Here is an 18,715-nt window from a genome sequence, read left to right as displayed (position 1 = left end):
AGCGGCCGAACTCCACGGCCTGGGCAGCCGGAGTGAAAGTAGGAACGGGCGATGCCGGTGGAGCGAAAGCGTGGCGCGGTGGATGTGGCGCGAGCCCGGGCGGCCCTCGCCCTGCGCAGCCAGGTGGCGGGGAGCAACCCCGATGCCCGCGCAGCCCGCGTGTGGGGAGTGAGCGGGCCCCGCTGGTTCACCCCGGCGGATCCGATCTGGCGGGTGCACGCGGACGCGTCGATGTTCGTCGGCGGCATCCGCTCGCTGCTGTTGCAGAGTCTGCACCCGCTCGCGATGGCCGGCGTTGATCAGCACTCCTCGTATCAATCCGACCCGTGGACGCGCGTCCAGAACACGTCAGGCTTCATCACGATGACGACCTTCGGCACGATCGCGAATGCCGAGCAGTCCATTGCCGCCGTCCGCGCGATCCACGATCGGGTGCACGGCGTCGCCGCCGACGGCCGGACGTATGACGCCAATGACCCACATTTGCTGCTCTGGGTGCACGTCGCCGAGATCGAGACCTTCCTGACCTGCTATCAGGCGTATGGACGCGCCCCGTTGAGCGCAGCCGACGCAGACACCTATGTCGCCCAAACCGCCGTCGTGGCAACGAAACTCGGCGTCGTCGACCCACCCATGTCGGTTGTCGATCTGACGGCGACGATCGAGGCATTCCGTCGGGAACTGGCCCTCACCCCCGGCGCCGCGGCGGCCTGCCGCTTCTTGCGCAGCGAAACGCCGCTCCCCCGGGCGGCCAAACTCCCGTATGCCGCGCTCGTCAGCGCCGCCGTCGCTACCCTCCCGGCGTGGGCGCGCGATCTGCTGGAGCTGCCGGTCCACCCGGTTCGGGATGCCGCCACGATCCGACTGGTCGGTCGGCCAGCCGTTGCCACAGTGCGCTGGCTGCTCGACCATCCGTCGGTTGCCAAGGACCGCGTGCTCGGGCACGCCGATCGCTAGCTTCCGACCTCGACGCTTGCCTTGTGACGGGTGGCGCTGAGGGGACGTGAGTGGCCGCGAAACCTGGTGACCGCTAATCCCCCACGGCTGTGTTCCCCCGCCTACGTTGAAGGCAAGGGGATCCCCACGAAAAGGAGCTCGACATGCGTGGATCTGGACTCATCTGGACGATCGTCGGCGTGCTGCTGATCATCGTGTTGCTCATGTGGATCATGGCCCGTACCTGATTCCATACACGCCGGTGCCTTCCCAACTCGGGGGCGGCATCGTCTGTGTCAGCACTCGAGCCGGATGCCACGGGAATGGAACGCCGGCCCGGCACGTCGAGTGGTGGTGACACGCCGATGGCGAGGATCGGCATACGGCGTGTCGCCGACTGTCGACCTTTCCGAGTGACCCGGCTCGGCCCCCCGTCAGCCGAGCGCGGTCACTGGAGCTTGAGCCACTCCTCGGCCACCTGCACCGCGTTCAGCGCGGCGCCCTTGCGCAGGTTGTCACCCACCACAAAAAGGTTGAGGCCCTTGCCCTCCGGCGCCGCCTGGTCGGCGCGGACCCGGCCGACGAACACCTCGTCGCGGCCGGCCGCGTCGAGAGGGTTGGGCACATCGACGACAACGACGCCTGGCGCGTTCTTGAGCAGGTCGAGCGCCTCATCGGGCGCGATGTCGTCGGCAAACTCGGCGTGGATGGCCAGGGAGTGACCGCTGAAGACCGGCACGCGCACGCAGGTGCCCGAGACCCGCAGACCCGGGATGTGCAGGATCCTGCGCGACTCGTGCCGCAGCTTCTGCTCCTCGTCGGTCTCACCGGAGCCGTCGTCGACGAGGGACCCGGCGAGCGGGACGACATTGAAGCCGACGGGAACGGCATACACCTGGGGATCGGGGACAGCCACGGCGCGACCGTCGAGGGCCAGGCCCATCGGGTCGCCGGCGGCATACCCGCCGCGCAGCTGACGGTCGAGCTCTTGGACGCCCTTGCCGCCCGAGCCGGACACCGCCTGATACGACGAGACGTGCAAGCGGACCAGAGAAGCCTTGTCGTGCAACGGCTTCAGGACCGGCATCGCAGCCATAGTGGTGCAATTGGGGTTGGCGACGATCCCCTTGGGGATGGTCAGCAGGTCGGCGGCGTTGACCTCGCTGACCACCAGCGGGACGTCGGGATCCTTGCGCCAGGCCGAGCTGTTGTCGATGACGACGGCCCCCGCCGCGGCGACCTTGGGCGCGTACTCCTTGGACGAGGAACCGCCATTGGAGAAGAGCGCGATGTCGATCCCGGAGAAGTCGGCCGTGGCCGTGTCCTCGACGAGGACCTCGCCGTCCGCCCACGGGAGCGCCGTTCCCGCCGACCGCGCGGACGCGAAGAAGCGGATGTCGTCGACGGGAAAGGCCCGCTCCGCGAGCAGGGTCCGCATGACCCCGCCGACCTGACCGGTGGCCCCGAATACACCTACACGCATGTCACCAGAATACGGAGACAGCGCGGCGCGGGCTCTCGCATTTCACCACGCGGGCGCGTCCCGGACGTATGCCGGCACATCCACCCCGACGACCGAATCGCCTCGGGCGTCAGAATCCCAAACGCTGCAGCTGTTTCGGGTCGCGCTGCCAGTCCTTGGCGACCTTGACGCGCAGGTGGAGATACACGCGCTCGCCGAGCAGGGCCTCGATCCCGGCACGAGCCGTGGTCCCGACCTCGCGCAGCCGCGCACCGCCACGGCCGATCACGATGGCCTTCTGGGAGTCTCGCTCGACGAAGATGTCGACGCGCACGTCCAGCATCGGCCGGCCCGCGGGCTGGTCCTCGCGCGGGGTGATCTCCTCGACCACGACCGCGAGCGAGTGCGGCAACTCATCCCGCACCCCTTCCAGGGCCGCCTCCCGCACCAACTCGGCAATGCGCGTGTCGCTTTCCTCGTCGGTCAGCACATCCTCCGGATAGAGCGGCCCCGGAGCTTCGGGCAGATAGGACGTGAGCACCTTCAACACATCGTCGACCTGGTCGCCACGGCGGGCCGAGCACGGCACGATCGCGGCCCAGTCGGCCAGCTGGTCGATCGCGATCAGGTGCTCCGCCAACCGCTTCTTGTCCACCAGATCGCTCTTGGTCGCGATGGCGATGATGGGCAGCTTCTTGGCCGCCATCAACTCCGAGAGTTCCGCAGCGATGAACCGGTCGCCCGGACCGATTCGTTGGTCCGCAGGCATACAGAAGCCAACGACGTCGACGTCGAGCAGCGTGGCGCGCACGAGGTCGTTCAGCCTCTCTCCCAACAGCGTTCGCGCCTTGTGCAGACCGGGCGTGTCCACCAGAATCAGCTGACTGACCGGCCGGCTGACGATCCCGCGAATCGTATGCCGTGTCGTCTGCGGCTTGGCCGAGGTGATGGCGACCTTGTCGCCGACAAGGGCATTGGTCAGCGTCGACTTGCCCGCATTCGGTCGGCCGACCAGGCAGGCGAAGCCCGCGACATAGGGCTCGGGGGTGGAAGGCTTCGGCGTCATGCGCGCTCCGTCCTGGGTGAGGCTGTCTCGGACATGGCCAGTTCGCCCACCGCATCGACAACCGGCGGAAGCGGTTCGAGGAGGACCGAGGCGATCCGGTGCCGCCGGCCGGCCATCCGCTCGGCGGTGAGCCGGTAGCGGCCGACCTCGCAGTGGGAGCCGAGGATCGGCACCCGACCGAGGTGTTTGGCGATCAGCCCGCCGACGGTGTCGACCTCGTCCTCGTCAAGATCGACATCGAAGTCCTCGGCGAAATCGTCTACCGACATCGAGGCAGGCAGCCGGAATCGCCCGGCACCGAGGTCCTCGACCTTGGGTGCCTCGCGGTCGTACTCGTCGTCGATCTCGCCGACGATCTCCTCAAGGATGTCCTCGATGGTGACCAACCCGGCGGTGCCGCCGTATTCGTCGACGACGATGGCAATGTGCACCGAGTCGCGTTGCATCTCGCGCAGCAAATCGTCGACGGGCTTGGACTCGGGGACGAAGGGCATCTGGCGCATCAACGACTCGATCGAGATGGTGCGCAGATCGGCGCCGTCCGAGGTCATCAGGCGCACGACATCCTTCATATAGATCAGGCCGAGCACATCGTCCGGTCCGTCGCCGACGACGGGCAGTCGGGAGAAGCCGGAACGGATGAACAGCGACATCGCCTGCCGGGCGTTCTTGGTGATCTCGATGGCCACCATGTCGGTGCGCGGGACCATGACCGAGCGCGCGACCGTGTCGCCGAGTTCGAAGACGGAGTGGATCATCTCTCGCTCGTCGTCCTCGATGAGGGCGTTCTCGCCGGCGATGTCGACCAGATCGCGCAACTCGGATTCGCTTTGGAACGGGCCGTCCTTGTAGCCACCACCGGTGGCGAGGTTGGCGAGCGAGACCAGGAGGCGAGCGATCGGCCCGAGGAGGCGACGCAGCCATACGACCACGGGCGCGAGGGTCAGACCGACGACGTCGGAGTGGCGGCGTCCGAGGGTGCGGGGCGAGACACCGACGGCGAGGAAGGAGACCAGCGTCATGATCGCGATCGAGGTCAGCAAGGGCCGCCAGAACCCGGCGAGTGAGCGTGTCACCGCCAACGTAATGCACACTGCCGCAACGGCTTCCGCCACTGAGCGCAGGAACGCGGTCACCGACAGATAGGCGGCGCTGTCGTCGAGGATCCGGCCGAGCGCCTTCGCTCCACCGCGCCCTTCATCGGCGAGTTCGGCCGCGCGCACCCGACTCGAGCGCGTGATCGCGGCTTCGGCAAGGGCGAGGACGGCCGCGAAGAGCACGCTCGCCGCGGCGACGAGGATCAGGCGAAACATCAGGCCGAGGGGCGGCCCGCGAGGAAGGTCAGGAGCAGTTGGCGCTGCAGGTCGAACATCTCCTTCTCCTCCTCGGGTTCGGCGTGGTCGTAGCCGAGCAGGTGCAAGATGCCGTGCGTGGTCAGGAGCAGCAGTTCCTCGGCGGGCGCGTGACCGGCCTCGTGAGCCTGGCGCGCCGCGACGCTCGGGCACAAGACGATGTCGCCGAGGACGCCTTCCATCGGCGTCTCCCCGTCGCGGCCCGGACGCAACTCGTCCATCGGGAAACTCATCACATCGGTGGGTCCGGGCAGGTCCATCCACTTCTCGTGCAGGACGGCCATGGTCGGCTCGTCGACGAGTCGCAGGCACAGCTCGGCCTGCGGGTGCACCCGCATCTCCACCATGACATAGCGGGCGAGATCGACGAGTTCGACCTCGTCGACCCGCGCGTCAGTCTCGTTGAGGACGTCGATGCTCACGTTCGTTCCTTCCCTGCTTCGCGGACGTATGCCGTTCGGTGGCGTCCCAGCGCCCGTAGGCTTCGACGATCTCGCCGACCAGGCGGTGGCGGACGACGTCGACCGCCGTCAGATGGGCGAAGTGGACGTCCTCGATGTCGTCGAGGATGCCCTGGACCACCCGCAGGCCGCTCTGCGTGCCGCCTGGCAGGTCGACCTGGGTGACGTCACCGGTGACGACGATCTTGGACCCGAACCCGAGCCGGGTCAGGAACATCTTCATTTGCTCAGGCGAGGTGTTCTGCGCCTCGTCGAGGATGATGAAGGCATCGTTAAGGGTCCGTCCCCGCATATAGGCCAGGGGGGCGACCTCGATGGTCCCGGCGGCCATCAGCCGCGGGATGGAATCGGGGTCGAGCATGTCGTGGAGGGCGTCATACAGCGGGCGCAGGTAGGGGTCGATCTTGTCGTTGAGCGTGCCCGGCAGGAAGCCCAGCCGCTCTCCCGCCTCGACTGCGGGCCGGGTCAGGATGATCCGGTTGACCTGCTTGGCCTGCAGGGCGGCAACCGCTTTCGCCATCGCCAGGTAGGTCTTGCCGGTGCCGGCCGGCCCGATCCCGAAGACGATGGTGTGCGCGTCGATGGCGTCGACATACCGCTTCTGGTTGAGCGTCTTGGGCCGGATGGTGCGGCCGCGGTTGCTGACGATATTCATCGTCAGCACATCGGCCGGGCGCTCGATCGTCTGGGCGCGCAGCATGGCGATGGACCGCTCGACCGCATCCCGGTTGAGCGGCTGCCCGGCGGCGATGACGGCCAGCAACTCCTCGATGGTGCGCTCGATGAGCGCAATATCGGCGCTGGGTCCGGTCATCCGGAACTCGTTGCCCCGCACATGGATCTCGACCGCGGGGAACTGGCGCTCCATCGTGCGCAACAGCTCATCGCGTGGCCCCAGGAGGGAAACCATGGGCACCGTTGGCGGGATTTCGACGGAAAAGGTGGGCTGCGTCGCCGGTAGGGGTGCGCTCGCCTCGGGATGGTGTTCAGACATGGGTGGTCGTATTCTACGGGCCCGTTCAGCCCGGGGGCCACGTCATTGCGCGTGCACCGAGCAGGTGCAAGTGCGCGTGGAAGACCTCCTGGCCGGCATCGCGGCCGGTGTTGAAGACCAGTCGATAGCCGTTGGCCAAGCCGTCGTCGGCCGCGACCTGCGCGGCGAGCGCGAAGACGTCGGCGAGTTCCTCCGCCGACGCGGCGGTCAACTCGGCCGCGTCGGCGACGTGCCGCTTCGGGATCACCAGCACATGGGTCGGTGCTTGCGGGTTGATGTCGCGGAAGGCGAGCGAAAGGTCACTCTCCCCCACCACGACCGGCTCGATCTCGCGCCGCACGAACTTGCAGAAGAGGCAATCGGAGGGATCGGTCATACGGCAAGCTTGGCACTTTCCGGCCCGCCGACGGCGTGAGCGCGGCCGCTCCCCCTGCGCAATGTCAACCGAAAGGCTGGCAGCGGCGTGGAGCAGGCGTGACAATCAGCGCTGTGGCGGACTCCCCCGGCGACCTGCGGCGAATGAGCGCCGATGCGGCCATTGCGAGCTTGTATGCCGCGCACTGGTCCGGTCTGGTGCGCCTGGCCTGGCTGCTGGTGCGTGACCAGGGCGTCGCCGAGGACATCGTCGCCGACGCGTTGATCGCGCTGCACCGGCGGTGGGACCACCTCGCCGATCGCGATCTCGCGCTCGCCTACCTGCGACGCAGCGTCGTGAACGCCGCGCGCTCGGTCCTGCGCCACCGCACGGTCGAGCGCACCTATGTCGCACAGCACGGCCGGGCGATCACGGAGGCCACCGCGCCCAGCGCTGAGCACGAGGCCCTGGACGAGGTGGGCAATGCCGGGATGCTCGCTGCCCTCGACCGCCTGCCGCGTCGCCAGCGCGAGGTGCTGGTGCTGCGCTACTACCTGGATCTGAGCGAGGCCCAGATCGCCCACGCTCTCGAGATCGCGCCCGGGTCGGTCAAGGCCCACGCCTCTCGCGGTCTGACCGCCCTCCGCGCCCAACTCGGCGCCGACCCCGACCGAACCACCCGGGAGGACCGATGAAACCCGGCAACGCCGACGGCCTAGGCGACCTGCGCGACCTGCGCGACCTGGAGGAGGCGTTGGCGCAGGCCCTGCACGCCGACGCCGAGCGGATCACGCCGAGCGACCGGCTGGCCGCGATTCAGGGGGCGACGGCCTACGAGATCCCGACGCGGCGGCGCGGGCCGCGCCTGTTCACGCTGGTCGCCGCTGCGGCTGCGGCGGCCGTGATCGGCAGTGTCGCGGCCGGCCAATGGCTCGCGCCGCACGACCGTACCCGGCCCGGCGGAACCGTGAGCCTCAGTTCACCGGCCACGACCGGGCTGTCGGAGAGCCCGACGGCCGTGGCCGGCGCCGCCCTGCCGGTCTATGTCCCGGTCCAGGTAACGATCGATGGGACGCAGGTATGGCGGCTGACCCGCACCTTCGTCTCCGGCTCGGCGGACGCGGGTGCGAGCGGATCACGACGGGTCCTCGAGGCGCTCCAGTGGTGCGCCAGCGATCGGGCCTGGCCCTACCCCGGCGCCGCTCCCCTCGAAGGCACCGCGGTGGCCGGCGTCGATGTGACACCCCAACTGATCACGATCGTGCTGACCAATGGGGGCGCCCAGGACGGCACGGACGACTATCGACGCCTTGGCATTCAGCAACTCGTGTGGACCGCCCAGGCCGCTGCGGGTCTGGGCCGGGTGCCCGTGACCTTCCAGCTGGAAACCGGCGCGGGTCTGCTCTTCGGCCGCTTCCCGGCGAGCGATCGTTACGACCGGCCGGATACAGCCGGTGCCGCCGCGGTCATCGCACCGATCTGGATCGACCAGCCCGGCACCGAGGCGACGGTCCGCGCGGGTGTCGTCCACGTCAAGGGGTTGGCCGCTGCACCGGAGGGAACCCTCGTCTGGTCCCTGCATCGCGGGGACGGCGCGGCCCCGGTCGCCCAGGGCTCGACCCAGGCCGAGGCAGGGGCCCCGGCGCAAGCGCCCTACGCCTTCGACATCCCCGCCGTGCCGGGCGGCCGCTATCGCCTCGACGTCGGCTATCCCTCGCCGAAGGACGGGAGCGCGACCGGCGTCACGCAGGTCTGGTTCACGGTGAGCTGACCGGGCCGGAAGGCTGGGACGCGGGTCAGCGCCAGCGGGCGGCGGCGGAAAGGACCGCCAGCGCGGCCGGGCCGGCCGAGGACGAGCGCAGGACCGTAGGCCCGAGCCGCACAGCCCGCGCACCAGCCGCGGTCAGTGCCTCGACCTCGCCGGGCGCGATGCCGCCCTCGGGCCCGACGATCACCAGCACCTCACCCTGGTCCGGAAGCCGTTGCGCCGCAAGCGGTTCGACCGCCTCCTCGTGCAGCACGTATGCCGTTCCCGCACCCCGCACGCGCGCCACCAGACCCGCGGTCGTCACCGCCGGTTCGACCTCGGGCAGCCAGGCGCGCCTCGACTGCTTGGTCGCCGCGCGCACGACGTCGGCCCACTTGCGGCGGGACTTCTCGCCGCGCTCGCCCCGCCAGATGACCACCGACCGCTCGGCCTGCCACGGGATGATCCGGTCCACGCCCAACTCGGTCGCCGCCTCGATGGCGTCCTCGTCACGGTCGGCCTTGGCCAGGGCCTGCACCAGCGTGAGGGCCGGTGTGGGTGCAGGCAGGTCCACGACCTGATCGATCGCCAACTCCAGGGTCGCCGCGGCAACCGCCGCAATCGTCCCGGTCACCCGCCGGCCCGCGCCGTCGGCCACCCACAACGCCTCCCCGACCCGCATCCGGCGCACCGTCGCGGCGTGCCTGCCCTCCGGCCCGTCGAGCACCAGGCGGCCACCGACCGACACCGCGTCCAGCGCCCCGGCGTCGAGGAGGAAGAGAGGGAGCGTCATACGGCCTCGGCGCGGAGCGCCGCGTCCTGGGTGACCGTCATGACCCAAGCCGGTGCCACGGCAGGCACGCCCGGGGCGACCGCCAGGGCCAGCCCGCCAGGGACGGCCATCAGGCCGTCGCGGACCAAGGTCACCGCGGCTTGAAGGCGTCGCGCAGCTTGCCCATCAAGCCGTGGTCGGCGCTGGCGAGCTTGCCCGTGGGCGCCTCCTCGCCACGCGCCGTGGCCAGTTGGCGCAGCAGGTCCTCCTGAGCCGGGTCGAGCCTGGTCGGTGTGCGCACATCGGCGTGGACGATCAGATCGCCGCGCCCGTTCGCCCGCAGGTGGCTGACGCCGAGCCCACGCAGAGTGATGGTCTCCCCCGGCTGGGTGCCCGGCTTGATGTCGATGTCCTGGACACCGTCGAAGGTGTCGAACTTCATCGCCGCGCCGAGCGCCGCCGCAGTCATCGGCAGACTCAGGCTCGCGTGCAGGTCGTCACCGCGCCGCTGGAAGGTGCTATGCGGATTGACGGCCACCTCGATATAGAGATCGCCCTGCGGGCCGCCTCCGGGGCCGACTTCGCCTTCACCGGCGAGATGGATGCGGGTGCCCGTGTCGACTCCACCGGGGATCTTGATCGTCATAGTGCGCTGGGTGCGCACGCGCCCCTGACCGGAGCATTCGAAGCACGGATGGGTGATCACCTCACCGAAGCCCTGGCAGGCATTGCACGGCCGGCTGGTCATCACCTGGCCGAGGAAGCTGCGCTGCACCTGCTGGATCTCGCCGCGCCCACCGCACACATCACAGGTGCGCCGGCCGGTGCCCGGCTGCGATCCGTCCCCGCTGCACGTTCCGCACCGCGCGGCCGTCTCGACGGTCAACTCCTTCTCCCCGCCGAAGACCGCGAGCCCGAGGTCGATCGGCAGCCGCACGAGGCCGTCCTGACCCCGCGCCGACCGCGGGCGCGGTCCGCGCCCCGGCCCACCGGCTGCGGCGCCGCCGAAGAAGGCGTCCATGATGTCGCTGAAGGAGAAGCCCTGCCCGAACCCGCCGCTCTGCCCACCGTAGGGGTCGGCGCCCATGTCGTAGTTGCGCCGCTTGTCGGCGTCCGAGAGGACGTCATAGGCCTGCGAAACCTTCTTGAACTGCTCCTCGGCCTCCGCGCCGGGGTTGACGTCCGGGTGCAGCTTGCGCGCCAGCTTGCGATAGGCGGACTTGATCTGCTCGGGCGTCGCGTCCCGCGCGACCCCGAGGTCCGCGTAGTAGTCGTTCACAGTGGCCTTCTGGATTCGGTGAGTGGGTCAGTTCGTCATTGGGTGAGCAGCGCCGAGACGTATGCCGCGACCGCCCGGACCGCGGCCATGCTGGCCGGGTAGTCCATCCGGGTGGGCCCCAGCACGCCGAGCCCGCCGACCAGGTCACCGCCCGTGCCATAGCCGGTGGTCACCATCGAGGTGGACTGCAGGCCCGTCACGGGGTTCTCGTGGCCGATGCGCACGGCGATGTGCTGCTGGCCGCCTTCCGCCGTCGATAGCAAACGGAGTAGCACGACATGTTGTTCCAGCGCATCGAGCACCGGCTCCAGAGTGGCTGGGAAGTCGCCCGGCCGGCGGGCGAGATTGGCCGTCCCGGCCATCACCACCCGCTCCTCGCGCTCCTCGATGAGGGCCTCATCGAGTGCCCCGATGACCCGGCGCACGACATCCCGCTCGCTGGGGGCGAAGGAATCGGGCAGCACCGACAACGCGGCCGCCGCCTCACCGAGGCGCCGGCCGCTGGCCGTCGCGTTGATGCCTGCGCGCAGGCGGGCCACGAGATCCTCGTCGGCGACGGCCTCACGAGCGACCTCGATGGTGCGCTGCTCCACCCGCCCGGTCGTGGTGATCAGCACCAACATCAGGCGCGCCTCGCCGACGGGAACCAGCTCGATGTGCCGCACGTCGGAGCGGGTCAACGACGGGTACTGCATGACGGCGACCTGCCGGGTCAAGGACGCCAGCAGTCGCACCGTCCGATCCACGACATCATCGAGATCCACTGCGCCGGAAAGGAACTCGGCGATGGCCGCCTGCTCGGCCCGGCTCATCGGCTTGATCGCGAGCAGCCGGTCGACAAACAACCGATAGCCCGCGTCGGTCGGGATCCGCCCAGCGCTCGTGTGTGGGGCGACGATCAACCCGTCCTCCTCCAGCGCCGCCATGTCATTGCGGATGGTCGCTGCCGAGACGCCGAGCTGATGGCGCTCGAGCAGGGATTTGGAGCCGACCGGCTCGCTGGTGGACACATAGTCCTGGACGATCGCGCCGAGCACGGCCAGGCGACGATCCTGCATACCGGTCACCTCCTCACGCTGCTGGCACTCACCGGTGTCGAGTGCCAATCCTACGTCCAGCGCGAGGGACAGGCACGCTCGCCAGGCCGACCCGGCGCGTCTGCGGCCGCTCGAGCGTGGGCTCGCTTAGGGTGCCGCGGTGAGCGACCGCTACGGACATGACGTGCTCAGCGGCGACTGGCGCCGCCCGCCCCGGGGACGCACCACGGATGTCGCGACCGAGATCGGCATGGTCGTCGAAGAGGTCGAGACCGGCTGGGTCGGCGCGGTGACGGCCGTCGAGACAATCGGCGGTCGGCGCGTCGTGCGCCTAGAGGACCGCCGTGGCGTGGTCCGCGCCTTCCCGCTCGGGCCCGGCTTCCTCATCGACGGCCGGCCCGTATGCCTGCTCCCCCCGGCCCCCGCGGCAGCCGCACCGAAGGCTCCGCTGCGGTCCGCCAGCGGCTCGGTCGCCGTGCCCGGCGCACGCGCCCGGGTCGCCGCTGCCTCGCGGATCTTCGTCGAGGGCACCCACGACGCCGAACTCGTCGAAAAGGTCTGGGGCCACGACCTGCGCGTCGAAGGCGTGGTCGTCGAGGTGCTGCACGGCGTGGACGATCTCGCGGCCGCACTCGCCGACTTCGGCCCCACCCCGCAGGCCCGGGCCGGGGTTCTCGTGGACCATCTCGTGGCCGGCAGCAAGGAGAGCCGCCTGGTCGCGGCCGCCGAAGCGCGCTTCGGCGGTGACCGCGTGCACATCGTCGGCCACCCCTATGTCGATGTCTGGCAAGCGATCCGGCCCGAGCGGGTCGGTCTGCCACGCTGGCCGGTGATCCCGAAGGGGACCGACTGGAAGGCGGGGATCGCCGCGGCACTGGGGCTGCCGCAGACGTCCACCGAGGACATCGGACTGGTGTGGAAGCACCTGCTCTCCCGCGTGCGTACCTATGCCGATCTGGAGCCGAGCTTCTCGGGCCGGGTCGAGGAACTGATCGACTTCGTGACCGTCGGCGGCTGAGGCGGCCGGCGACCTGAGGGTGGACCCTGAGCGCACCCGTGACGAACCCCAGACCGAGCTGGATCGGGAAGAATTCGCCGGATTCGTGCGGTTGACTGGAGCGAACGAGACAACATCCGGGGAAATGCTCCGGCTCGTGTCACCGAAGGGGACAGCAGAAGACCATGACCCAGAATCCGCAGGGCGACCCGGTCTACCCGAGCTATCAATCGCCCACCACCGACTCGCCGTGGGGCACCCAGTCGCCGGCGGGGACGACCCCGCCGCCCATGACCTACCAGGCGCCCGCCGGACAGACCGCCTTCGAGCGCACCGTCGGCTCCATCGGCGGCACCGACCCGATGACGCCGGCCCAAGAACGCAACTGGGGCATGCTCGCGCACCTGATCCCGGCAGCGCTTTTCGTGCTGTCCGCGGGCACGCTGGGCTTCTTCGCGTCGCTGGGGATCTACTTCATGTACAAGGACCGCGGGCCGTTCGTGCGGCAGAATGCCGCGAACTCCCTCAACGTGCAGATCACCGCCGGGATCGGCCTGCTCATCTCGCTGCCCCTGATGTTCCTGCTCATCGGGTTCGTCACGTACCCGCTCATCTGCATCTGGGCGCTCATCGTCCACCTGATTGCCGCCTCGAAGGCGAGCAACGGCGAGTGGTACAACCCGCCGTTCGCGATCAAGTTCATCAAGTAGCCCGTCCGCGCCGCGCCCCGAGCCCATCGGCTCGGGGCGCGGTCGCGTCTGTGGGTGCTTCGCGGAGGCTCAGCCGGCGTAGCCGAGCAGCCGGCGCACGACGGTGTCGGCGAGCAGCCGGCCGCGCAGCGTCAGGACGACGCGGTCCTCGCCGGCCACCACCAGATCGTCCTCGACCAGCGCCGGTATGGCGGCGCGCCCGGCATCGCTCAACGCCTCCACTCCCAGTCCCTCCCGCAGCCGCACGCCGAGGAGGATGGCCTCGTCAGCCCGCTGGTCGGCGGTGAGCGTCTCGCGCGCGTGGGCCGGGGATGCGCCGGCGGCCAGCCGGTCGGCATACGCCCCGGGATGCTTGACATTCCACCAGCGCACCCCGCCGATATGACTGTGGGCGCCAGGCCCGAGGCCCCACCACTCCCCGCCGCGCCAGTAGGCGAGGTTGTGGCGGCACGCCGCGCCCGCGCGCGCGAAGTTGCTGACTTCGTACCAGTCGTAGCCGGCGACGCTGAGGAGGGCGTCGGCGAGTTCATATTTGTCCGCTTCGTCGTCGTCGTCGGGCATTGTCACGACCCCGCGCCGCACTTGGGCCGCGAGTTTGGTCCCGTCCTCGACCACCAGTGCGTAGGCCGAGATGTGCTGTGGCGCAAGGGCGATCGCTGCATCGAGACTGGTGCGCCAGTCGGCTAAGGATTCGCCCGGCGTGCCATAGATCACGTCGAGACTGACCTCCAGGCCGGCAGCCCGCGCCGCATCGACGGCAACGCCGACTCGGGCGGGGTCGTGGGTGCGTTCGAGGGTGGCCAGGACATGCGGCACTGCCGACTGCATCCCGAAACTGACGCGCGTGAAACCGCCCTGCGCCAGCGCCGCCAAACTCTCGGGGCTGACTGAATCGGGGTTGGCCTCGGTGGTCACCTCGGCGTCGGCAGTCAGCGGCCACACGCGGCGGAGTCGGTCGAGGATGCCGACCAGGTCGCGCGCGGGCAGCAGCGTCGGAGTGCCGCCACCGACGAAGACGCTGTGCAGGGGCGGTCGCCCCGGTGCCTCGGCGAGCACGGCCGCGGCGAGGTCGATCTCCCGCGCCAGCGCGTCCAGGTAGGTCGCGGGCGCGCTCGCCGAGCCGGCCAATTCACCCGGGGCATAGGTGTTGAAATCGCAATAGCCGCACCGGACCCGGCAAAAGGGCACGTGGACATAGGCGCCGAAGGTGCGCCGACCGACCTCCGCCAGCGCGGCCCGAGGCAGCCGGCCATCGGCGGGCGGCGCGGCGCCGTCGGGAAGGGCGCTGGGCGGCATACGGGCGATTCTCCCAGGCCCCCGGTGACACCCGCGCCACCCCGAAACCCCACGAACATCGCGGGCCTCGGCGTGTCCAGTGCGACACGCCGTGGCCGGAAAGATTTTCACAATTGCTCGCCGCTAAGCCTTGTTCCAACCCCCGGCGTGACATAGAAATATCCCATCGCCATCACCTCCGGGTGAACGCGACAGGATCAGGCCTCCGGGTCGGATTCGGACGCGAAACGTGTTTCGTGTCAACGAGATCGGCGCTTCGGCGCTGATCACGAGCAGGGCTACGGCCCAGCTCGACGCCGGCGGCTTCGGCCGACGGCACCCGATCTCGACTCCGGTCGAGATCACGATCGAGACTTCGGTCTCGATCATCTGGACGAGGCTTCGGCCCCGACCAGACGAGGGCCTCGGAAACTCATACTTTCCGAGGCCCTCACCCTTTTCCCCGGCCGTTCACCGGCGACTCGGTGGCCGCGGCATAGCCTGGCCGCATGGACCGGTGGATCGACCTCGACGGTGTCGTCAATATGCGCGATATGGGTGGCCTACCCACGCGCGACGGTGGCCGAATCCAGGCACACCGGCTGATCCGCTCGGACAATCTCCAGGACCTCTCCCGGGCCGATGTCACTCGGTTGATCGGCCTCGGGGTCAGCGACATCGTCGACTTGCGCTCCAACACCGAGGTGCAGGTCAGCGGCGACGGACCGCTGCGTGCCACGCCGCTGCGCCACCATCACCACAGCTTTTTCCCCGAGGCGCGGAACGACCGCGCGGGGGCCGCAGCCAACGACTGGCGAGCGGGCACGCACGAGATGGTCAAGGACGCGAGCTTCTGGAGCCAGCATTACCGCGGCTACCTCACCGGCCGCCCCGACTCAGTGACCGCGGCCCTGTCCGTCGTGGCCACCGCCGCGGGTGGCACGATCGTGCACTGCGCCGCCGGCAAGGACCGCACCGGAACCGTGGTCGGACTTGCCCTCGCCGTTGCCGGTGTGCCGGACGAGGTCATCGTCGAGGACTACGTCCTCACGTCCGAGCGGCTCGAGGCGATCATGGCCCGCCTGATCGGCCGGCCGCCGTATGCCGAGTCGCTCGCCGGTCGCAACCATGCCGAGCAGATCCCGCTGGCCGCGTCGATGGAAGCGCTGCTCGGTTTCCTGGCCGACGCCGGTGGTGCGGACGGCTGGCTGCGGGAGCACGGCTGGACGGCGGACGAGGTCGACGCGCTCCAGGCCAAGCTCCTGACCCCCTGACCCTGGCACTTCCGGCGGCACGATCAGGCCGCCTCATCCGGTCGCCGGGCTGGCGATCCGCGTGGCAGGCTCGCACCATGCGGCCTGTCCCTCTCGACTACTCCGTGACGTCGGAGCGCCCCGCGTGGGCGAGCCTGCCGACCGACGTGCGTGAGGGCGTGGCCGCCATCTGCGGATCCGCAATCGCGTCCGACGCGCCGCCCGTGCGCTCCGGCTTCACCGGCTCGTATGCCGGCGTGCTCACCCTCGACGGCGGCCGGCGCGTCTTCGTCAAGGCCGGTGGACCCGCATTGCCGCACGTGGTCACCGCCCTGGCGCGGGAGGCTGACGTTCTGCCCCAACTGGGTGAACTGAACTGTGCGCCAAGGCTCCTCGGCTCGTCCGCGATCCAGACGCGAGGCGAGGGCGACTGGCGGGTTCTCGTCCGGACCTGATCGACGGGGTCCAGCCCGGTGATCCCTGGTGCCCCGGACACCCCGATGCGGTCGCCGCGGCCTGCGTCGACGTCGCGCGTATTCGCGGTTCGCGCGCGTGCGCGATCACGACCGCGTCGCTGGGTGAGGAGATCGGCGAAGACGAGCACGCGTTGACGGCGATCGACGAACTGGTGGCCGGCCGCGTGGGGTGGCCGGACGGCATACCGGCAATCGGGGCGGATGCGCGACGCGATTTGGCGCGCCTGGCCGCGAAGGCGTCTGCGGCACTGCATGGAGATGCGCTGGTGCACTCGGCTATCTGATCCACGGTCAGGACGAGCAGCCACCACCGGGCTGCACCCCCGCCTTGCGCGCGCACCAGCGTTTCCTCACCGCGGCCTGCCTGAAGTTGCTCCGGGCGCGCCGCGACTGGTGATCGTCGAAAGGCCGGTTCAGCCCCGTCGAAAGGCCGGTTCAGCCCCGTCGAAAGGCCGGTTTAGCCCCGTCGAAAGGCCGGTTCAGCCCGTCGATGGGTCGATTCAACCGGCCGCTGAGTACTCCTACTCATCCCGGCGGGCGCGCCCGGCGCCACCATGTGAGCATGCAACGATCACGACTCGGACGAGGGGCCATCGCGGGCGCGGCCCTTTTCATCGTGCTGGTGAGTGGTTGCGGCGATCCGCCGCCGGACCCATCCGTCGCTCCGATCGAAGTCGTCCTCGACGGCTGCCAACTCAACCGTCCGTCGGTTGCCGCGGGCACGCACGACGTCAGCGTCGTCGGCACCGGGTCGGTCCGCATTCTCGACACGCGCGGCGCCACTGTGGTCGAGCGTAACAACGGCGAACCCGAACCGACTCCCGTGGCGATGGCGAGCGGGCAGCACACGGTGACCTGCCTCGACGCCGCAGGGAAGAACACCGGGTCGGCCACCTTGACGGTGACAGCGAGCTGAGTTTGCAGGCCTGGGCTAGCTCCAGATGCCGTAGCGGCGGTTCCAGTTCTGCGCGCCGGTATAGGCGTCAACCATCCCCCAGATCCACACGCCCAGCATTAGCGGCACGCCGACGAAGACCAGGATGAGCGGCCAACTGATGAGGTAGATGAGCAAGAAGGCGATGCCCTTCCCGACTTCCCCATTGATCATCGTCCCCAGCCCGGGGATGAAGAAGGACGCGATCAACGACAAGCCGGGGTTCTTCGGCGCGACGACCGGAGCCACGGCATACGGCGGGGGATAGCTGACCGCAGGTGCGCCATACGCCTGCGGTAAGCCGGGCTGCCCAGCGGCCAGGCCGTAGGGCTGAAGCCCGGTCTGCGGCGACGGCTGACCATAAGACGCCGTGCCATAGGGCGCACCGGTCATCGGGTCGTATGCCGAGAGCGGCCGATCCTGCGGTGTCGGCCCCGCCGTCCACGCGACCCCATCCCAATAGAGTCGGCGACCGTCTGGCTGGGCATACCACCCGGCCTGCGCGGAAGTCATGGGCCTAAGTATCTGTGTCCTCAGGGGGTTCTTTGGAACAGCACCGCCAATCCGGCGCACATCAGCAAGCGACGTCGAGCGCGGCGGGGCGTGACGCACGGGCGAGGAACAGCACTCCCAGGCCGAGGCGCCGATGACCGCGGCCCCCAGGAAGACGGCGGCATAGCCCAGTTCGGGTGCGGCCCCGAGGGTGATCAACGGCCCGGCGAGCACCGCGCCCACCCGGATCGAGTTCATGAACAACCCCGATGCCAGCCCCGGACCGGGTAGAGCGTCTTGCAGCACGGTCAGCCCGATGCCCTGAACGGCGGCGATGCTGGCCGCATTGAAGATCTGGACGGCCACGAGGGAAATGGGTCCGTCGACGAGCATCATCGCGGCGTAGTAGGCGACGGCTGCGACCGCCCCGAGCTTCAGCAGGCGTTTGGGCGCGACCCGTTCGGCCACCTTGCCGAGCACGAGCAGGAAGGGGATCTCGAGGGCTGCGGCGACGCCGAGGGCCACACCTCCCAACAGGACATGCAGATCGAGTCGATCGGTGACGAAGAGGTTGGTGACGGACACTGCCGCCGTATTGGCGGCCCCGAGCAGCACCAGTCCGCCGACGAGCAGTCCGATCTCGCGGCGACGGATCGCATCGAGCAATCCCCCGCCCTCCGGGACACCGGACCGGTCCCGGGCGGCAGCCCGGGCAGCTTTGGCCAGAGCCACGCTCACGGCGATGGAACCGATCCCGATGATCGCGATGGTCCACAAGATCGACCGATTGCCGAGCAGGCCCATGATCACAGTCGCGACCGGGGGGGGCCCGCGATCCAGGCGAAGGACAAGACCGCCCGGGTGCGCTTGATCTGCGCAACGCTCGCTCCCAGCGCCCGTTGATGGGCAAAGAGCAGCCCCAGTCCGACCCCGGCCGGACCGCCGAGCGCGACCAGCGCGAGCACCGCGAGCGGCACAAGGTGGTCACGAGTGCGAGCGCGGTGACCAGCAGGACGGTGAGCACGCCGCATACGACCATCGGCCGGACGTAGTCACCGGAGCGGTCTGCGCGGGTGGGGACGATCAGGGTGGAGACGAATCCGGAGATGTTGTAGGC

At 69.5% G+C, this 18,715-nt stretch carries 22 protein-coding genes; 10 read left to right on the top strand and 12 right to left on the bottom strand.

Going from position 1 to position 18,715, the window contains the following annotated elements:
* Positions 1-51: 51 nt before the first annotated feature.
* A complete protein-coding gene (locus ABD209_RS08790; protein ID WP_324385690.1) occupies positions 52-957 on the top strand; it encodes an oxygenase MpaB family protein in 906 nt (301 codons plus the stop codon).
* Positions 958-1,384: 427 nt separating this feature from the next.
* On the opposite strand, the gene ABD209_RS08785 is transcribed toward ABD209_RS08790, so the two are convergent.
* From ABD209_RS08785 to ABD209_RS08760, 6 genes are all read right to left on the bottom strand, one after another.
* Positions 1,385-2,419: an aspartate-semialdehyde dehydrogenase gene (locus tag ABD209_RS08785; RefSeq protein ID WP_344064924.1), complete on the bottom strand. Its 1,035-nt coding sequence runs from the start codon at positions 2,417-2,419 to the stop codon at positions 1,385-1,387.
* A 109-nt stretch (positions 2,420-2,528) separates the two neighbouring features.
* Complete coding sequence (era, locus tag ABD209_RS08780) at positions 2,529-3,464, bottom strand: GTPase Era (protein WP_344064922.1); 936 nt, start codon at positions 3,462-3,464, stop codon at positions 2,529-2,531.
* Positions 3,461-4,777: a hemolysin family protein gene (locus ABD209_RS08775; protein WP_344064919.1), complete on the bottom strand. Its 1,317-nt coding sequence runs from the start codon at positions 4,775-4,777 to the stop codon at positions 3,461-3,463. Before ABD209_RS08775 ends, era begins: the two co-directional genes overlap by 4 nt.
* On the bottom strand, positions 4,777-5,238 hold the full coding sequence (gene ybeY / locus ABD209_RS08770) for an rRNA maturation RNase YbeY (protein WP_344064916.1): 462 nt from the start codon (positions 5,236-5,238) through the stop codon (positions 4,777-4,779). The genes ABD209_RS08775 and ybeY overlap by 1 nt, the downstream gene beginning before the upstream one ends.
* Positions 5,210-6,271 (bottom strand): PhoH family protein, encoded by a 1,062-nt coding sequence (locus tag ABD209_RS08765; protein ID WP_324388045.1) that lies wholly within the window; start codon positions 6,269-6,271, stop codon positions 5,210-5,212. The genes ybeY and ABD209_RS08765 overlap by 29 nt, the downstream gene beginning before the upstream one ends.
* Before the next feature lie 25 nt (positions 6,272-6,296).
* Entirely contained in the window at positions 6,297-6,647 is a 351-nt protein-coding gene (locus ABD209_RS08760; RefSeq protein WP_324388046.1) for a histidine triad nucleotide-binding protein, read from the bottom strand.
* A gap of 98 nt (positions 6,648-6,745) precedes the next feature.
* Here ABD209_RS08760 and ABD209_RS08755 point away from each other — a divergent pair, with 98 nt between their 5' ends.
* The gene (locus ABD209_RS08755) at positions 6,746-7,321 is read left to right on the top strand and encodes a SigE family RNA polymerase sigma factor (RefSeq protein WP_344064912.1); all 576 of its coding nucleotides are present in this window, start codon (positions 6,746-6,748) and stop codon (positions 7,319-7,321) included.
* Positions 7,318-8,397 (top strand): Gmad2 immunoglobulin-like domain-containing protein, encoded by a 1,080-nt coding sequence (locus tag ABD209_RS08750; protein WP_344064909.1) that lies wholly within the window; start codon positions 7,318-7,320, stop codon positions 8,395-8,397. The genes ABD209_RS08755 and ABD209_RS08750 overlap by 4 nt, the downstream gene beginning before the upstream one ends.
* A 25-nt stretch (positions 8,398-8,422) precedes the next feature.
* Here the strand turns inward: ABD209_RS08750 and ABD209_RS08745 are convergent, their stop codons facing one another.
* The 4 genes from ABD209_RS08745 to hrcA are packed head-to-tail and all read right to left on the bottom strand — an operon-like array spanning position 8,423 to position 11,482.
* Positions 8,423-9,166, bottom strand: coding sequence for a 16S rRNA (uracil(1498)-N(3))-methyltransferase (locus ABD209_RS08745; RefSeq protein ID WP_344064906.1), 744 nt, complete (start codon positions 9,164-9,166; stop codon positions 8,423-8,425).
* Positions 9,163-9,300 carry a hypothetical protein gene (locus ABD209_RS08740; protein ID WP_344064903.1) on the bottom strand — a complete coding sequence of 46 codons (138 nt, stop codon included), beginning with the start codon at positions 9,298-9,300 and terminating at the stop codon, positions 9,163-9,165. The genes ABD209_RS08745 and ABD209_RS08740 overlap by 4 nt, the downstream gene beginning before the upstream one ends.
* A complete protein-coding gene (dnaJ, locus tag ABD209_RS08735) occupies positions 9,297-10,424 on the bottom strand; it encodes a molecular chaperone DnaJ (protein ID WP_344064900.1) in 1,128 nt (375 codons plus the stop codon). Before dnaJ ends, ABD209_RS08740 begins: the two co-directional genes overlap by 4 nt.
* A 35-nt stretch (positions 10,425-10,459) precedes the next feature.
* Complete coding sequence (gene hrcA / locus ABD209_RS08730) at positions 10,460-11,482, bottom strand: heat-inducible transcriptional repressor HrcA (RefSeq protein WP_344064952.1); 1,023 nt, start codon at positions 11,480-11,482, stop codon at positions 10,460-10,462.
* A 139-nt stretch (positions 11,483-11,621) separates the two neighbouring features.
* Here hrcA and ABD209_RS08725 point away from each other — a divergent pair, with 139 nt between their 5' ends.
* Entirely contained in the window at positions 11,622-12,479 is an 858-nt protein-coding gene (locus tag ABD209_RS08725) for a DUF3097 family protein (RefSeq protein ID WP_344064897.1), read from the top strand.
* A 164-nt stretch (positions 12,480-12,643) separates the two neighbouring features.
* Positions 12,644-13,168 (top strand): DUF4870 domain-containing protein, encoded by a 525-nt coding sequence (locus tag ABD209_RS08720; protein ID WP_344064894.1) that lies wholly within the window; start codon positions 12,644-12,646, stop codon positions 13,166-13,168.
* A gap of 69 nt (positions 13,169-13,237) precedes the next feature.
* Here the strand turns inward: ABD209_RS08720 and hemW are convergent, their stop codons facing one another.
* Positions 13,238-14,464 carry a radical SAM family heme chaperone HemW gene (hemW, locus tag ABD209_RS08715; RefSeq protein WP_344064891.1) on the bottom strand — a complete coding sequence of 409 codons (1,227 nt, stop codon included), beginning with the start codon at positions 14,462-14,464 and terminating at the stop codon, positions 13,238-13,240.
* A 488-nt stretch (positions 14,465-14,952) separates the two neighbouring features.
* Between hemW and ABD209_RS08710 the strand changes: the two genes are divergently transcribed.
* The 4 genes from ABD209_RS08710 (at position 14,953) to ABD209_RS08695 (ending at position 17,088) form a co-directional block, all read left to right on the top strand.
* Positions 14,953-15,717 (top strand): tyrosine-protein phosphatase, encoded by a 765-nt coding sequence (locus ABD209_RS08710; RefSeq protein ID WP_344064888.1) that lies wholly within the window; start codon positions 14,953-14,955, stop codon positions 15,715-15,717.
* A 77-nt stretch (positions 15,718-15,794) separates the two neighbouring features.
* Positions 15,795-16,151 (top strand): hypothetical protein, encoded by a 357-nt coding sequence (locus tag ABD209_RS08705; RefSeq protein ID WP_344064885.1) that lies wholly within the window; start codon positions 15,795-15,797, stop codon positions 16,149-16,151.
* A gap of 152 nt (positions 16,152-16,303) precedes the next feature.
* The gene (locus ABD209_RS08700; RefSeq protein WP_344064882.1) at positions 16,304-16,456 is read left to right on the top strand and encodes a hypothetical protein; all 153 of its coding nucleotides are present in this window, start codon (positions 16,304-16,306) and stop codon (positions 16,454-16,456) included.
* Positions 16,457-16,734: 278 nt separating this feature from the next.
* Positions 16,735-17,088: a hypothetical protein gene (locus ABD209_RS08695; RefSeq protein ID WP_344064879.1), complete on the top strand. Its 354-nt coding sequence runs from the start codon at positions 16,735-16,737 to the stop codon at positions 17,086-17,088.
* Between the two features lie 15 nt (positions 17,089-17,103).
* On the opposite strand, the gene ABD209_RS08690 is transcribed toward ABD209_RS08695, so the two are convergent.
* Complete coding sequence (locus ABD209_RS08690; protein ID WP_344064950.1) at positions 17,104-18,438, bottom strand: MFS transporter; 1,335 nt, start codon at positions 18,436-18,438, stop codon at positions 17,104-17,106.
* Between the two features lie 62 nt (positions 18,439-18,500).
* Between ABD209_RS08690 and ABD209_RS08685 the strand changes: the two genes are divergently transcribed.
* Positions 18,501-18,650 carry a hypothetical protein gene (locus tag ABD209_RS08685; RefSeq protein WP_344064876.1) on the top strand — a complete coding sequence of 50 codons (150 nt, stop codon included), beginning with the start codon at positions 18,501-18,503 and terminating at the stop codon, positions 18,648-18,650.
* The last annotated feature ends 65 nt before the right edge of the window (positions 18,651-18,715 follow it).

The sequence above is a fragment of the Nostocoides vanveenii genome (assembly GCF_039531165.1).
GTDB classification, from domain to species: Bacteria; Actinomycetota; Actinomycetes; order Actinomycetales; family Dermatophilaceae; genus Nostocoides_A; species Nostocoides_A vanveenii.
This window is presented reverse-complemented; position numbering and strand designations above follow the sequence as displayed.

Coding starts and splice junctions, on each gene's coding strand:
- ABD209_RS08790 (WP_324385690.1), top strand. CDS start 52: ATGCCGGTGGAGCGAAAGCGTGGCGCGGTGGATGTGGCGCGAGCCCGG.
- ABD209_RS08785 (WP_344064924.1), bottom strand. CDS start 2,419: ATGCGTGTAGGTGTATTCGGGGCCACCGGTCAGGTCGGCGGGGTCATG.
- era (WP_344064922.1), bottom strand. CDS start 3,464: ATGACGCCGAAGCCTTCCACCCCCGAGCCCTATGTCGCGGGCTTCGCC.
- ABD209_RS08775 (WP_344064919.1), bottom strand. CDS start 4,777: ATGTTTCGCCTGATCCTCGTCGCCGCGGCGAGCGTGCTCTTCGCGGCC.
- ABD209_RS08765 (WP_324388045.1), bottom strand. CDS start 6,271: ATGTCTGAACACCATCCCGAGGCGAGCGCACCCCTACCGGCGACGCAG.
- ABD209_RS08760 (WP_324388046.1), bottom strand. CDS start 6,647: ATGACCGATCCCTCCGATTGCCTCTTCTGCAAGTTCGTGCGGCGCGAG.
- ABD209_RS08750 (WP_344064909.1), top strand. CDS start 7,318: ATGAAACCCGGCAACGCCGACGGCCTAGGCGACCTGCGCGACCTGCGC.
- ABD209_RS08745 (WP_344064906.1), bottom strand. CDS start 9,166: ATGACGCTCCCTCTCTTCCTCCTCGACGCCGGGGCGCTGGACGCGGTG.
- hrcA (WP_344064952.1), bottom strand. CDS start 11,482: ATGCAGGATCGTCGCCTGGCCGTGCTCGGCGCGATCGTCCAGGACTAT.
- ABD209_RS08720 (WP_344064894.1), top strand. CDS start 12,644: ATGACCCAGAATCCGCAGGGCGACCCGGTCTACCCGAGCTATCAATCG.
- hemW (WP_344064891.1), bottom strand. CDS start 14,464: ATGCCGCCCAGCGCCCTTCCCGACGGCGCCGCGCCGCCCGCCGATGGC.
- ABD209_RS08710 (WP_344064888.1), top strand. CDS start 14,953: ATGGACCGGTGGATCGACCTCGACGGTGTCGTCAATATGCGCGATATG.
- ABD209_RS08705 (WP_344064885.1), top strand. CDS start 15,795: ATGCGGCCTGTCCCTCTCGACTACTCCGTGACGTCGGAGCGCCCCGCG.
- ABD209_RS08695 (WP_344064879.1), top strand. CDS start 16,735: ATGCAACGATCACGACTCGGACGAGGGGCCATCGCGGGCGCGGCCCTT.
- ABD209_RS08685 (WP_344064876.1), top strand. CDS start 18,501: ATGGGCAAAGAGCAGCCCCAGTCCGACCCCGGCCGGACCGCCGAGCGC.